Here is a 15,383-nt window from a genome sequence, read left to right on the forward strand (position 1 = left end):
GGATAAGAGTCATCAAAAAAATGGAGTTTTAAAAAGAGTTTAGTCAAAGGAATTTACGGAAATTATATGAATAAAAAGGAAGTGAATATAAATGAAAGTTTTAATTGTCGGAGCGAACGGTCATACAGGAAGATTGATCATTGATTATATGGCTACTCATACAGAGGATCATCTGTATGCAATGATTCGGGATGAAAATCAGGAAAAGGAACTGATGAAATTAGGTGCCGCCGAAGTCATTGTGACAGATCTCGAGCAAGAAATTGATCATGAAATCACCAAAGGAATGGATGCAATTATATTTGCAGCCGGTTCCGGTTCCCATACAGGGCCAGATAAAACAATTGAAGTCGATCAAGAAGGAGCCAAAAAGCTCATTGACTCAGCAAAAGAGAATCAGATCTCCCATTTTGTGATGCTAAGTGCAATTGGTGCGGATGAGCCTCAGGGACCGATCGAACATTACTTAACAGCAAAAAAGGAAGCCGATGATTATCTCATCAATAGCGGTCTTACCTATACCATTGTCCGTCCAGGTGGCTTAACTCATGATTCCTCAACTGGTAAAGTGGCAATCGCTGAGAAATTAGACATTGTTGATGAACGCCAAATTCCTCGCGGAGACGTAGCGCATATTCTGGTTGCTTCCTTGCATATAAAAAACGCACAAAATAAAATATTTGAAGTCATATCTGGTGACAAAGACATTGAAAAAGCCTTAGAAATTATCTAATAAAGCGAACCTTCAATCAGTGGGGGTTCCTTTCATCCCCACTGATTGAAGAAGACCAAAGGCTAAATTCGCGACGTCCTGTCGGCAGGTTCAAAGCACGACATCCTGTCGTTTCGCCCGCACTAGTACGTCCTGTACGTCGCAACTCCTTTGTGACCAACTTCCTGTCGGTCCGAACCAATCGGCTTTTTATGGGCAGTTATCCCCCACCTATGCTACTCCGTATTCTCTAAAGCCTTGAGGTGGGGGGGATTACTGCCCGTTAATTCGGGATAAAAAGGACTGGGATATGAATTCGGATGAATAAAACGCAAGCAGATGACAAAGTAGCGCGATCGCATCTCGAAGTTGCGCAATTCAAGTTAATTGCACCGACGACACTAATCCTAACACTAGATTAGCCAAGATATTATAATTTTCAAGACATTAAAAAGGCTGGGACATAACTAAAATGTAAGCCCCAAAGATGAACAAGGTATTATCTTAGCGAAGGAAATATACGTAGACTCCTGCGGGAAGTGAGAGTTCGGCAAGACCCCGGAAGGCGCAGCTGGGAGGCTTGCCACTCGCCCGCGGAAAGCGAAGGTATTTCCGGAGCGAGTATATACACCATACTAGTTCGTTTTTTCCTTGGTGAAAACACTTTTGTTCCTTCCTTCTTTATAAAGACGGCTCTTTCCTCGCTCTACCTGACCCAATTAACCATAAATGCACAAAAAATTCGACAGCTGTAATAAGGGCCGAAGTTAGAATAACACCGAAAAGGGTAGTAAATGCCCCCTGGAAAAAATAAGCAAAGGTATAGAGCATGATAGCTGACACCACAAAATCAGCAGCCAGACTTAGCCAAAACGTACCTCTTTTTAAAAGCGCAAATTCAAGTAAGGACCCCACCACTGCCATTGTTACACCCGTTACAATCGGCTGATAAAGATAGGGAAAATAAACCCCCGGTAATACTTTTGATGCAAGGATCAGAATGATTGGAATCACAATGATCTTTAGCAAAACATTTAGCATAAACAGTGCCTCCTTTTACCTATATGAAAAGGATGCCTATTTAAAATGAATTTATACGTTTTATAAAGGATGTTCAAAATAAGGACCAAAAGCTAAATTCGCGCCGACAAGCGCCACGCCTTTATGACCTGCGTCCTGCAGGCCTCGGAAAACGACACTAGAGATAAATAATCTTCGACTAAGTACCGACTCGTCCTATGAGCAACGTAGATATCAGCACAACAAGCGAAAGTCCATCTCGAACTTTCGCAGTACAGGATGTGCTAGTGTGGACGCTTGCGATTGACGTCAGCGCTTTTACCACTTTAGCTATTTTTCAATGTGACGGCAATAATTTCAGGGCGATTAAAGATCCGATAAGGAAAAAGACTATTTCCTAACCCTCTATTAATAATCATCGTCGTTTTTTCCACATGATGTTCCCCTGATGTATAGCGAGGAAACCATCCTTGCCCAGGAGCAATCAAGCCCCCCACTCCCGGTAATCGTATTTGTCCACCATGTGCATGGCCACTAAACACAAGGTTGACTTCATTTTCTGCATACACATCGATTAATTCTGGTCGATGTGAAAGAAGTACAGTGTACCTTTCTTGAGGAACAGTCGAAAGTGCTGCTTGTACCATTTGCTCCATCGCCTGAACAGGGCTTTGCTGTCCCATCATCAGCGGATCATCCACTCCAATAATGGAGATCACTTCACGGTCCTTCTCCAAGTGGATTGCCTCGTTCCGCAACACATGAACACCAAGGGATGATAACGTCTCCGTAATCTCGTCCACTTGATTAATCGCTACCTCATGATTCCCTATAACAAAAAAGACATCTGTGGTGGCAACTAATTGTTCAATTAAATCTAGGCTATTGGCTAAATCATAATGATTGCTATCAACCAAATCCCCTGTAATCACAACCAAGTCGGGGTTCGCTTTTCGGATTGCATTCATCAGTTTTACCTGCTTCTCTCCAAAAGTCGCCTCCTGCAAATCAGAGATCTGCACAATATTCAAACCATCAAATGCTTTCGGTATTTCTTCGGATTTAATCGTATATCTCGTTGTTTGTATCCATGAATTATTTAATTCTAAGAATATCCAAAGAACGAGTAGACAAATTAGCAATATGAATATTTTTCGAACCATGCAATAAGATCCCTTCAGTTAGACTGTACTATTAATATATTGATCATCATGACATGGTATGATTATCTTTTCAATGAAAAACAAAAGCGCAAGGCGCCTGTTATCCTTTTTTTGTGTCAATTGTTAGATTCTCTACAATCCTATCTAACTCGTCTGCCCCACCGTAAAAGGATATTGCACCTTCTGAAATGTACAACATACTGGCATCTGCTGTTTGTTCAATTTCTTCTAGCAAATGGGTACTGACAATAATCATACTATGATAAGACAGCCTGTGAAGAACTCGTTTGAAAAATAGCCTCTCCTTTGTATCTAACCCTTCAAATGGTTCATCCAAAATACAAAGTCTTGGTTGATTGATTAACGCCTGGATGAGGCCCACCTTTTGCCGCTGACCACCTGAGAGATTCCGTAGCTTTTTTCTTTTTATTTCTATTAAACCTGCATCTTTCAACCATTCCTTTATCAAGGATTTCACAAGTTGATGCGGAATGCCTTTATGAAAGGCCATATGTTTCAAATATCTTTCAATCGTCATTTCAGGATAGCCTGTGAAATGTTGAGGCATAAAACCGATGACTCGCCTAATTTCTTCCACACTTATCTGCTGGCGATGCATCCCCATTCCTGGATCCCTAAGCAACTTCGTATACGCAATATTTCCTTCATCAGGCGTAATTGCAGTGGCCATTAGCTTTAACAACGTACTTTTACCTGCACCATTTTTTCCAACAATATAAGTAAGTCCTTTTCCAAAGGAACAAGTGATATCCTTTAAGACTGGGATGCCTTCCTTCTTACACGTGATATTGTTTAGTGAAATCCTCATAACCTATTCTTCAACTGACGACTTTTTAACATCACACTACTTAATAACAGGCAGGAAATCCCCAATATAACAAGGTTCATGAGTAAGAAATTGTCATCTCCTGGTACTTGAAATAGTGAAGCGAAGTTCAAGCGATCTTCCAATAATACTTGCCCAAACCAAACAATAAGTGCAAGGGTTACTCCGAGCTTTTGACCAAGCCAAAGTGTCCCAACAAATCCAACAACACCGAAAAAAATGAGTGGCGTAAAGGAACTGAGCATATAGAAAACCGAACTTGTTTCATCGAGTACGAGCAAGCTGAGTGGCCATGCAATCACTAATTGGAAAACGAGCACAATAAGAAATCGGGTAAACATTTGTAGCATAAGCGGAGTATAACTTAATTTTTCAATAATGTCGTTTCCCTCATTTTTTGCCCGAAACGCATAGCTTATAACCGCAATCATAATGAGCGAAGCCCACTTAATCCAGATCGTAAACCCAGTTTCCCCACTTCCCCAGTTTTGGCTAATCGTGATCGTCAAGATGAGCATCACAATTCCTGTGAATAACCAACTGCGCACACCGTGAAAATTCCATTGTGATAAAAATAAGTTCGTCATTTGCGCTGAAATAGATTGCCTTTCTTGCGCTCTTTCTAGCTCTGCTCGCAAATCAATCGGCTTCTCTACTTCGCTCCCTTTTATTTTTTCAAGCAAAAGCATACTCTGTTCTCGCGTTGGTTCCGGGACAGTAAATCGGTCAAAGTGACTTTGCCACTCATTTTCTAACTTTGATAACTCATCGTTTTCCTTCATATCCGTTCCCGCCCCTTCCGCTCATCTTCAATTAAGATTCCTTCAAGCTGTTTTAAACCTCTTGAAATCCACGTTTTCACTGTATTCACAGGCACTTCCAGCGTCAAAGCAATTTCCGCATATTGTAAATCTTGATAAAACCGTAAATAGAGAGCGGCCCGATAATCAGCTGATAATCGATCTAACGCATCCATCATCCATTGGCGCTCAAGCTGATGGTCAATAATATGATAGATTTTTTCTTGACCTTCTGTCATTGTATCTGTTGAGTATTCTCTTTTTGTAGACGCCTTTCGCCAATAATCACGACAAGCATTTGTTGCGATCTTATACATCCATGGTTTAAAAGATTCAGGGACATATCCTTTTTGTCCTTGTTGATATATTTTCATAAATGTCTCTTGGACAATGTCTTCTGCTCTTTTTTCATCCTTTAGCAATCGATAGACATATCCGTACAGAGGTTTATGATACCGGAAAACAAGCGTATCTAATGCGGAGTCATTGCCAAAAGACAATTCACGCATATATTCTTCATCCTGCATGCCTATCCCCCTCCGTATGGCAAAAGAACTGAAATTTCCAATTTTCAAACCGTTTTCCTATTGGTTTTCCATATTGCTAGTCCAATGAATAATACACCTATCCCCATATAAAACAAACGATTATAGAGAATCCAATGATTTGTTTCAGCAAAAAACTGAGTTTCCCCATTCACAAATGTATACACGCTTCCATATTTGAGTAAAATGACATTCAAGTTCCCTAGCAATATCTCCCCGAATTCATAGGACATCCAAAAAAGAATACCTAGTAATAAGCCACCTACTGAATGATTCGTAAACACCGTACCAGCCATTATAAATCCAGCAAATGTAATATACATGGGGACTGCAAATGCTATACTTTGCCAAGCAAAGGCCCCCATGAAAGGACTCAAAGCAAATGACACAACACTTAATAACCCAATAAAAATAACCGTTGAAATGAATAATCTTTCCAAAAGAAACTGCCATCTCGAAATAGGATAAGTCATCATTTGCAGATGAAATTTTGAGTCAATATCAATCGACAAACACCATTGCAAAATCAGGATAAACCAAATCGGTACGACTTCTTCATAAACCATACTTGCTAGGTCTTCAACTGTATAGGTACCTTGACTATATATGACAAGCGCTGTAATTGGAATAAGCAGCATGATCAAGACCGCATATAATGATGTAAACCAGAGCTTTAAAAAGAGGCGAATTCGAATTCCTAAACCGTTCATAGCCCCTTTTCTCCCTCATATAATTGCAAAGCTGTTTTTATATTAAATTCACTCTTATCTTCTAAGTCAGCATAATACAGATATATGGATTTTACGACATCATCCAACCTGCCCTGTGTTTCATATTCATCTAAAGTATCCAAAATCTGCGGTTTCTCCGGCCACTCATACCACTTTTTAAAATTCCCCACATCTTCAAGTTCTCCTAAAACCGACCATGTCACTAGCTCAAATAGTATAGATAAATCATCGCTTCTTTTCATAGAAAAACCTGTATCTAGCAAATAACTAACTGCGGAATAAGCCACTTCTTCATCATGTTCCGAATATATCAGTTCATCCGTGCTCCATATCAAAACTTCTTGGCTTGGCGTATCTTCCGCAAGATAGGCATGCCGATCGTTCAAAATATAAATCACTTCAGGTGTCATTGGCACATCCAACCACTCTTCGACAAATGTCCATACTTTTTGATACTTTTTGATTGTTTCTGTCGTCGCATTTACTATCTCTGGATGACCAACCACTCGAATTTGCTCGACGTTCGTTTCTTTTATATTGCCACCGACCAAAGACAAACCATATTGTGTCGTTCCCTCATACATCCCCGCTCCTATTTCAGGAATTGTCAAAGCAACTGGGACGTTACTATTTTCATTCGCAAGCTTAACCGTAAAAGCTGTAGGAAAATCCTCTACAAGACTGCCATTTCTTTCCTCAAACTGTAAATAATATTCATCCCTCTCCCGCGCAACAATTAATGGGCGCTCACCAATGAGTGGATACCAAGCAGCTTCTTTTGGAAGATACACACGATTATTTCGAATAAATGAATTCTCCATATACCCTTCATAACTATATTGTAGAATATTCCCCTGATAATTTAGGTCCAAGTCAAACTGATCTCCGGGATCCATCATCTTATCAAGCTGAAGTGTAATCAAATCATGATCATGCGTACACGTAATCTCAGATTCGCTTGTACATTCCATTATCTGCAGCCCATGATACAATGTCAGCTTAACTTCCTTTGTCGGTTTATTCCCGTTATGTTTAATCGTTAGCTTACTCGCCACAGCAATTTGATTATCTGACTGAAGTTCGACATCAAGATCCGCACGCTCTATTGAAAAATCGTATTTCGTATGATCACGGTTAGATTCATAATAAGCGTTCCACCACTCGTAGTATTCCTCTAACCGCTCACTACCTTCATATCCTTCTACATATGGCTCGGCAGTCGTAACAAATTGTTTAAGTGCCTGATCATACTGCAAATAACGAACCCCTCCTAATAAAAACATCGGGACAATAACGATGGTGATTAGAATTGGCACAAGCTTTAGCTCTTTTTGGATTCTTCGATTCGGATAAAACAATATGACCGCAATAAGAATTACAAGCACTCCTAGTAAAAATATTGCAGATTGGTGCATAAATGTACTTCCCAATACACGATGTATTCCCCATATCCCTTCAAAGGGAGAGCCCACATACACCAGATCTATGGGTGTTAATAGATGCAATCTTGGATTGTCGAACCAGAGGGCAGTCCCCGTATCCGTATAATCAATAGGTAATCCTAAAGACAAAGTTAAAATAGCTGGCACTAGGATATAAGCAAAGATATTTTTCAGTGCAACTCCACATAAAAAAGCAAGTGAAATGACGAAAAACAATGCACCTTCCATTTGCATAAATACATAAAAGATATTTTTAACAACATCTCCAACAGCCATTTTTCCAGTTAGAAACCAGCCTGTCTGAATGAGTAATGTAATGAATGTAATCGTCAGCCCATACAATTGGGTTGCAAGCCATTTCCCTATCAGCCATTCTGAATTTTTCACACGATAGGTTACAACTAATGCTTCAAATTCACTTTCTCTATCCTTACTTGTCATATAAACAGCAAATAAGCCGAGCACCAATATGTTAAATAGCAACACCCAAAGAAACACACTATAAAAAGCGGCTGCTCGTTCTTGCATATGTATATTTTTGATTTCATAGGAAACGACGATATATCCCCAAAAAAGAACGTTCATCATAAGCGGAATTGCTAAAAACTTACTGCGAAGTAATAGGACAGACTCTTTTTTAAAAATTACTTTTAACATGGTTATTTCGTCACCCCGTTTATAACGGCCATATATCCATCTTCAAGCGTTGGTTTAACACGGATTGCACGAGAATCTGGTGCATAATCAGAAATAAAACGAAAAACCACATGATCTTCTTCTTTTCGACTGGAAATAATCACATGCTCTTTTTCAATTTGGTCATATTCGGCAGCTGGTACAGCTAACTCCCATACAAAATCGCTTGCGTGTTCAGCTAGTGATTCCGTTGTCCCATGAAACAGGACTTCCCCATTATTTAATACCGCCAGTTTTTCACAGCTTGATTCTATATCGCTAATAATATGTGTCGATAAGATAATCGTGTAATGCTTACTCAACTTTTCAATGATGTTGCGAAATCGAATTCGTTCAGAAGGGTCAAGTCCGGCTGTTGGCTCATCTAAAATAATGAATTTCGGCTTGCCAAGCAGTGCTTGCGCGATCCCAAGTCGTCTCTTCATCCCACCCGAATAGCTTTTGACTTTTTTATCAGCTTGTGGCTGAAGATTTACATTTTCTAAAAGCCCTTCCACCTGCTCCATTCGTTCTTTTTTATCAGTTAGACCTTTCATTGACCCAACGTAATGCAAAAACTCTCTCCCTGTAAATTGTCCTGGTGCATGGAAGTGCTGCGGTAAATAGCCGAGCAACTCCCGAACCTTGTCGCCATCTTTCTGGAGATTATGTTGATATATCGTTACTTCCCCATCCTTCCATGGAAGAATCGTACTTAACACCTTCATTAACGTAGTCTTCCCCGCGCCATTTGGCCCAAGTAATCCAAATAGTCCTGTATCAATTTGCAAGTTGATATCCTTTAACACTTGAACCTTCCCATAAGACTTACTTAAACCTTCTATTTTTATCGTAGACATCTTGCTTTTTCTCCCCCTATAAAGCTTTCTTATCCCTTACACGAAGCAGGACTGGGGAATGTTTCAAAGAAATCAAGAAAAGCGGAAGGCGCCCGCCTATCGGCGACAAGCAAATGTTCGGATACAAAGAAAGGCGTTCTTTGCCTTTCATTGGCTCAGGTTATCATGCAGAACATCGGCTAAGTTCGCGCCGTCCTGGCGGCAGACTCAAACGCGACGTCCTGTCGCTTCGTCTGCACTAGTACATCCTGTACGTCGCAACGCCGATAGCGTCTAGAGCTAGACACCAACTCCAAGATAAGCGAGGTAATCCGCAAGCGACAATTTTATAATTTTCTTAACCTAAAAAATCCAAGCGTGCTGTTCTATCAGCACGCTTGGATTTTAGGTAGGATTTAAGCTTATTGCTCTTCCTTGTTATAATATTCAACCGCATACATTGCGCCTTCTGAGACCATTTCCGCATCGCCTTCATCAAAGGGGTTCGGATGGCCTGCTTTATCGATCATCTTTTCCTGAATTTCAGAGTTCTGTCTATTACACCATTTTTGTACAGTTTTTTTCATCTGTTGAACAGTACCTAATGTTTTATGTCGATTCTCTTCCTGTAGCAAGTATGTGGCACCGGCAATTCCAATCCCTAACAGTACATACGGGCTTAAGCTCTTTCTAGCCATAGGACTTGCCTCCTTTTCATTATTTGTTTATTCTTTACCCTATTTTTCAAGTAATCAAGCATGAAAAGAATAACAAGTCCTTTACGATTTAAAGACAATTGTGAAATTTACACTATTTTCATCCCGCTTAACGGGCAGGAATCCTCCCACCTCAAGGCTTTAGAGAATACAGAGAAGCATGGGTGGGGATAAACTGCCAGTAAAGTTTCGATTGCATTTCACTTTATGTTAGGTTCGCGGTTGATTTTTTAGATGCAGCTATTAATGCCGCTATGGTTTCCCTATCATTCTGATGAAGGGCGTCCACAATTTTACTTCCCACAATCACACCATCACAGTGCTCACTCATCGTGCTCACTTGGGCTGGTGATGAAACACCAAAGCCAGCTAATACTGGGACTTCCGCATATTCCTTCAGTCCTGCTAAGTATGCTTCTACTCCTTCCTCATATTCGCTTCTTACACCCGTTGTGCCTTTTACGGTTACCGCATATAAAAATCCTTCCGAACGCTTGGCGATTTGTTTAATACGTTGAGGAGGACTTGTTGGCGCTACAAGTCTGATCAAAGCAATTCCAAATTTCTCTAATGTGGGCGTCACCAGTTCTTCTTCCTCTAATGGAAGATCGGGAATAATTAGTCCATCCACGCCAACTTCTTCACAACGTTTCGCGAATTTTTCAATCCCTAATGAATAAATCAAATTAATATACGTCATGAGTACGATTGGTATGTCTCTTGTATCCTTCCAGCCCTCAAGACTTGTTAAGATCGCCTCCAACGTTGTGCCATTCTCGAGAGAACGAATACCAGCCTCTTGGATTACTGGCCCATCTGCAACAGGATCGGAAAAGGGAATTCCTAATTCTACAACCGTTGCTCCATTTTCCGCTAAAAACAGGATCTGCTCTTGTAAATTTTCCAGGCCGCCATCTCCTGCCATAATATAGGGAACAAAGGCTTTATCTCCCCGGTTAAGCACAGCAGAAAATGCCGCGTCTATTTTTGCTTTACCCATTGTTTTGTCCTCCAATCGCAGACCGAACTGCATCGACATCTTTGTCCCCTCTGCCAGATAAACAAATCACCATTGTTTCAGAGGTCTTCATTTCCTTCGCAAGTTTCACGGCATACGCTATAGCATGAGAGCTTTCTAGCGCAGGGATAATACCTTCTGTTTTCGAAAGCATTTGAAAAGCTTCCAACGCTTCTGCATCTGTCACAGATGTATAATTCACACGACCTTGATCTTTTAAATAGGAATGTTCTGGTCCTACCCCTGGATAGTCAAGTCCTGCCGAGATCGAATGAGCCTCTTGAATTTGTCCATGTGCATCCTGCAAAAGATAGGTCATCGTTCCATGTAAAACGCCCGCTTTTCCATCTGTTAGAACAGCTGCATGTTCTCCCGTTTCGATACCCGATCCAGCTGCTTCCACACCATAGATCTTTACAGCTTCATCCTGAATGAATGGGTAAAACATCCCCATTGCATTGCTGCCACCCCCGATACAAGCCACAACCGCATCAGGAAGCTTCCCTTCCTGTTCGAGAATTTGTTGTTTTGTTTCCTGGCCGATCACACTTTGAAAGTCTCGAACAATCTGCGGAAATGGATGAGGTCCAACAACTGAACCTAAAATATAATGCGTATCTTCAACATTGGCCACCCAATAACGCAATGCCTCGTTCACTGCGTCCTTCAGCGTTCCACTACCTTGGGACACTCCCCTTACCTCTGCCCCGAGCAGTTCCATTCGGAAGACATTCAATGCTTGACGTCTAATATCTTCTTCTCCCATAAACACAATGCATTCCAGTCCCAATAAAGCACAAACAGTTGCTGTTGCAACACCATGCTGCCCTGCTCCTGTTTCAGCTACAACCTTTTTCTTGCCCATTCTTTGGGTCAAGAGTCCTTGCCCGATCGTATTGTTAATTTTATGAGCCCCAGTATGATTTAAATCTTCCCGCTTTAAATATATTTTTGGCCCACCCAATTGCTGCGATAGATTTTCTGCAAAATAAAGTGGAGTTTCCCGTCCAATATATTGCTTTAAATAATAATCCATTTCCTGCGTGAACGCGGGATCCTGAATCGCCTTATTGTATTCTTCCTCTAATTCTAATACAGCGGTCATCAAGGTTTCAGGCACAAAACGACCACCGTATGGTCCATATTTTCCTTTTTCATCTGGTGATGTGTACACAGCCATTTTCTTCACTCCTGGATGTTTGATTTGCTTGATACGTTTTTACGGTTTTAATAAATGTCTTTATTTTTACTAGATCTTTTTCCCCGTCTGTTTCAACTCCACTGGAAACATCCACTATTTTCGGATGAACTTTGGAAATAGCCATAAGCACATTTTCAGTTGTTAACCCGCCAGCTAAAATTAGTTGCTCTCTTGGCAATTGCTGGGATTCTAGTAAATTCCAATCAAAGGGAATGCCACTTCCTCCCGCAAACTGAACCCCTGGGCTATCAACAAGAGCATACTCAAAATCATATTGTTTTAGCGCATCAAGATCTTTTTCCTGTTTAATAGAAAAAGCCTTAATCACTGGAAGGCCAAGATTTGAACAAAATTCAGGTGACTCTGCCCCGTGCAATTGTACATAATCAAGGTTAGCTAATGCGGCGATCCGTTGAATTTCTTCCTTGCTTTCATTCACAAATACTCCTACCGATTTTACATGTGAAGGCAGTTGCCGAATTATTTCAGCTGCCTGTTCAGGTGGAACCCTTCTTTTACTTTTGGCAAATACAAATCCAAGAAAATCAGCCCCAGCCCTTACTGCAGTCTGTGCCGCTTCTTTTGTTGTGATTCCACAGATTTTCACTTGCATCTACTTCGCCACCTTCGTGAAAGGGATTCTAAATTGATTCATTGTTTGTTGAATATCGCCTGAGCGCATCAGTGTTTCTCCAACAAGGATCCCCTTAGCTCCCGCTTCCTGCACCCTTTCAACATCCGCTTTCTCTTTCATTCCACTCTCGCTAATAAGCAGTCGGTCTGTTTGCTGAAGAATAGAAGCAACTCGTTCCGTTACTGCCAAGTCGACATCGAAGGTTTTTAAATTGCGATTATTAATGCCAACTATATTGGCTCCTACACGAAGGGCTGTTTCGGCTTCTTCCTCATTATGCACCTCGAATAAAACGTCAAGCTGCTGGGAGTGGGCATATTCATATAACTCTTTTAATCTTGTTTCGGGTAAAGCGGCTGCGATCAGCAAAATAATACTGGCCCCATGCTCTTTGGCTGCATCAATTTGCACCTCATCAATCATAAAATCCTTACATAGCAAAGGGGCATCAACAGCTTGAGCGACCGCAGATAAATCTGCCATTGATCCTTTAAAAAACTTTCGATCTGTTAAAACCGATATTGCTCCTGCCCCAGCCGTGGCATAGGCTTTTGCTTGAGCAACAGGATCTACATCTTGGTTAATCATCCCTTTTGAAGGGGAAGCTCGCTTCACTTCGGCAATCACATTCATATTTACTGAATCCATAAATTGGGAATATAGGGAAGGACGTTTTTTCAATGGCTCCGTTTTATGTCCACTATAAATCGCCTTTAGCTCTTGAACCTCCAATTCCTTTTGCTTCAGAATCGTATCCAGAATTGTCATTTAAACCACTCCTTGTCGGGATTTTTCACTTTTTCTAATTAAAAACTCCAATTTCTCCAGCGCCGCTCCTGAGTCAATGCTTTGTTTGGCAGATTCGATCCCTTCCTGGATTGTCTGCACCTTCCCATTGGCATAAATACCTATTCCTGCATTCAATAGAACGGTATCGCGGAAAGGACCTTCATCTCCCCTTAACACACTATGCATGATTTGAGCATTTCTTTCTGCGTCACCACCAAGAATTTCCTCATTTGTATAAAACGGAAGCCCGACATCTTCTGGTGTTAGAATAGTGGAGGTTAACTTCCCGTCCTCTAAAATGACAAGATGATTTTCTCCTGCCAATGAACCTTCATCAAGAAAACCGGCACCATTGATAATCACAGCTCTCTTACGACCTAACTTTTTCAAAACTTCCCCCATCAGCATTAATTTATCTCGTCGATAAATGCCAAGTAATTGCGTATCCAATTCAACCGGGTTCGTCAATGGACCAATTAGATTGAAAATAGTTGGCACTCGTAAATCTTTTCGTACTTTCATCACAGCCTTCATCGCTGGATGTACATGGGGAGCAAATAAGAAGGAAATCCCGTTTTCCTCTAGCAATTCCTCCGTTTCTTCAGGCAGGGGATCAAGAGAAACCCCAAGGTATTCCAATACATCAGCGCTCCCCGTTTGACTCGAAACACTTCGGTTGCCATGCTTCGCCACTTTGATTCCTGTTCCCGCAATCACAAATGCTGAGGTCGTACTGATGTTAAAGCTGCTAGAACCATCTCCACCAGTCCCGCAATTATCAATGACACTATGATTTACATGTAAGCTTGCAGGAGATTTCTCGCGAATCGCTTGCACCAAACCTGCAATTTCGTCTGCTGATTCTCCTTTTAAGGCAAGCAAGCCAAGTAAAGCCCCTGCCTCACTTTCCGTTGCCTCTCCTTCGAATAAATATCTCCCTGCCTGATACATTTCCTCTATTGTTAAAGATTCTCCTGCCATTAATTTTTGCAAGTAAATTTTCATTTTCATTCTCCTTTTTTAATAAGGGTAAAAGTTTGTAAAAAGCGCAAGCGCCTTGGTCAACCTCGACAAACAAACATCGGCTAAGGTTGTCAGAATATAAAAAGCCCCCTGTCCTAGCAAAAATATACTTAGGACAGAGGGCGAAAAGTCGCGGTGCCACCTCTATTGAGGAATAAATCCTCATCTCATTGAGTATCGAAAAAGCCGATACTCAGGTCCAATTAACGGTGGAAACCGTATTTCCCTACTCACTGTTCAGGAAATCTCTCGTAAGTCCATTCCATTTGGCAGTACGCGCCGGATTCTCACCAACACCGACTCTCTTTACCGCCTTACCAAATGTACTCCTCTTACTCAACAATTTATTATAGATATAGTTATTTTTAAACGATGGTATAACACAAAAAGAGCCCCTCATCCAAAGGACGAGGAACCCGTGGTACCACCTTTATTAGCTGAAATTCAGCTCACTTTGACAGCAACAAGCTATAGCTTATGCCTAGTCTCTGTAACGCCAAGACCTTTACGCCAAAGCCTACCACCTATTCAAGAAGATGTTCAAAAAGTCCGGTAAAAATGACACTGCGAGATAAAGGACCTTCGACTAAGTACCGACACGTCCTGTGTCGAACGTCGAAGTCACCACATCCTGTGAAAGCTCGTTGGCTTGTTTCTGCGCTGCTCATGTATCTAACTGCATACATTCCGCTGCTCGAAACGGCGCCGCCTCGAAATTCTTGGTCCTTTTTATCCTCCTATTTGAACACACACTTAAAGGGTTCGGTTTGGGGCTCAGAAGTCCATTCACTATTCTTACACACTGGTTTGCACCACCCACCAGCTCTCTTAAGTGTTACGAGATAGCTACTACTCTTCATCACTGCCAAAATCATCGATTTAGTTTGAATTATTTAACATATTAACTTTTTAGAAAGACATTGTCAAGGCTTTTTATGTTTAAAATTCCCCTGAAACTAAAAAGTTCTAATAAAGCCGATAATCAAACTATTTGTTTTCCTCATTTTGTTCCTGCAAATAAATTTGACCATTATTTTTAATTAACTCCTCCATAATTTTGTCGGCCCTTCCTATAGAGGATAACGATTCGGGTACAACCATCTCAATCACTACTTTATCACCAAACTTTATATCCTTTCCTGTCTTGCTACATTTAAAGGTTTTTCATATTTTGGATTATCAGGGCTTCAGCGGTGTACCTACACTTGTCCATTTATAAAAGGAAATA

Annotated in this window: 15 protein-coding genes and 2 other annotated features; of the genes, 1 reads left to right on the forward strand and 14 read right to left on the reverse strand. The window is 41.0% G+C overall.

Annotated elements, in window-relative coordinates; genetic code table 11:
- Window positions 1-91 precede the first annotated feature (91 nt).
- Window positions 92-733, forward strand: a complete 642-nt coding sequence (locus KI375_RS20250; protein WP_212975239.1) for an SDR family oxidoreductase — start codon at window positions 92-94, stop codon at window positions 731-733.
- A gap of 660 nt (window positions 734-1,393) precedes the next feature.
- On the opposite strand, the gene KI375_RS20255 is transcribed toward KI375_RS20250, so the two are convergent.
- From KI375_RS20255 to trpD, 14 genes are all read right to left on the reverse strand, one after another.
- Window positions 1,394-1,753 (reverse strand): hypothetical protein, encoded by a 360-nt coding sequence (locus KI375_RS20255; RefSeq protein WP_212975240.1) that lies wholly within the window; start codon window positions 1,751-1,753, stop codon window positions 1,394-1,396.
- Between the two features lie 305 nt (window positions 1,754-2,058).
- The gene (locus tag KI375_RS20260) at window positions 2,059-2,895 is read right to left on the reverse strand and encodes a metallophosphoesterase (protein WP_212975241.1); all 837 of its coding nucleotides are present in this window, start codon (window positions 2,893-2,895) and stop codon (window positions 2,059-2,061) included.
- A 100-nt stretch (window positions 2,896-2,995) separates the two neighbouring features.
- Complete coding sequence (locus tag KI375_RS20265) at window positions 2,996-3,724, reverse strand: ATP-binding cassette domain-containing protein (RefSeq protein ID WP_212975242.1); 729 nt, start codon at window positions 3,722-3,724, stop codon at window positions 2,996-2,998.
- The gene (locus KI375_RS20270; protein ID WP_212975243.1) at window positions 3,721-4,524 is read right to left on the reverse strand and encodes a hypothetical protein; all 804 of its coding nucleotides are present in this window, start codon (window positions 4,522-4,524) and stop codon (window positions 3,721-3,723) included. Before KI375_RS20270 ends, KI375_RS20265 begins: the two co-directional genes overlap by 4 nt.
- Entirely contained in the window at window positions 4,521-5,069 is a 549-nt protein-coding gene (locus KI375_RS20275) for an RNA polymerase sigma factor (protein WP_212975244.1), read from the reverse strand. Before KI375_RS20275 ends, KI375_RS20270 begins: the two co-directional genes overlap by 4 nt.
- 44 nt (window positions 5,070-5,113) lie before the next feature.
- Window positions 5,114-5,797 (reverse strand): hypothetical protein, encoded by a 684-nt coding sequence (locus tag KI375_RS20280; RefSeq protein ID WP_212975245.1) that lies wholly within the window; start codon window positions 5,795-5,797, stop codon window positions 5,114-5,116.
- Window positions 5,794-7,917 (reverse strand): ABC transporter permease, encoded by a 2,124-nt coding sequence (locus KI375_RS20285; RefSeq protein WP_212975246.1) that lies wholly within the window; start codon window positions 7,915-7,917, stop codon window positions 5,794-5,796. Before KI375_RS20285 ends, KI375_RS20280 begins: the two co-directional genes overlap by 4 nt.
- A 2-nt stretch (window positions 7,918-7,919) precedes the next feature.
- A complete protein-coding gene (locus tag KI375_RS20290; protein ID WP_212975247.1) occupies window positions 7,920-8,795 on the reverse strand; it encodes an ABC transporter ATP-binding protein in 876 nt (291 codons plus the stop codon).
- 401 nt (window positions 8,796-9,196) lie between these two features.
- Window positions 9,197-9,472, reverse strand: a complete 276-nt coding sequence (locus KI375_RS20295; RefSeq protein WP_212975248.1) for a hypothetical protein — start codon at window positions 9,470-9,472, stop codon at window positions 9,197-9,199.
- 223 nt (window positions 9,473-9,695) lie between these two features.
- A complete protein-coding gene (gene trpA, locus KI375_RS20300) occupies window positions 9,696-10,490 on the reverse strand; it encodes a tryptophan synthase subunit alpha (protein WP_212975249.1) in 795 nt (264 codons plus the stop codon).
- The gene (trpB, locus tag KI375_RS20305; RefSeq protein WP_212975250.1) at window positions 10,483-11,688 is read right to left on the reverse strand and encodes a tryptophan synthase subunit beta; all 1,206 of its coding nucleotides are present in this window, start codon (window positions 11,686-11,688) and stop codon (window positions 10,483-10,485) included. Before trpB ends, trpA begins: the two co-directional genes overlap by 8 nt.
- Complete coding sequence (locus KI375_RS20310) at window positions 11,663-12,322, reverse strand: phosphoribosylanthranilate isomerase (RefSeq protein WP_212975251.1); 660 nt, start codon at window positions 12,320-12,322, stop codon at window positions 11,663-11,665. The genes trpB and KI375_RS20310 overlap by 26 nt, the downstream gene beginning before the upstream one ends.
- On the reverse strand, window positions 12,323-13,111 hold the full coding sequence (gene trpC / locus KI375_RS20315; RefSeq protein WP_212975252.1) for an indole-3-glycerol phosphate synthase TrpC: 789 nt from the start codon (window positions 13,109-13,111) through the stop codon (window positions 12,323-12,325).
- Window positions 13,112-14,137 carry an anthranilate phosphoribosyltransferase gene (gene trpD / locus KI375_RS20320; protein WP_212975253.1) on the reverse strand — a complete coding sequence of 342 codons (1,026 nt, stop codon included), beginning with the start codon at window positions 14,135-14,137 and terminating at the stop codon, window positions 13,112-13,114.
- Between the two features lie 133 nt (window positions 14,138-14,270).
- Window positions 14,271-14,504, reverse strand: a binding site (T-box leader).
- Between the two features lie 51 nt (window positions 14,505-14,555).
- Window positions 14,556-15,027, reverse strand: a binding site (T-box leader).
- Window positions 15,028-15,383: the final 356 nt, after the last annotated feature.

This window comes from Bacillus sp. J14TS2 (genome assembly GCF_018333015.1).
In the GTDB taxonomy this organism is placed as follows: Bacteria; Bacillota; Bacilli; order Bacillales; family Bacillaceae_C; genus Lederbergia.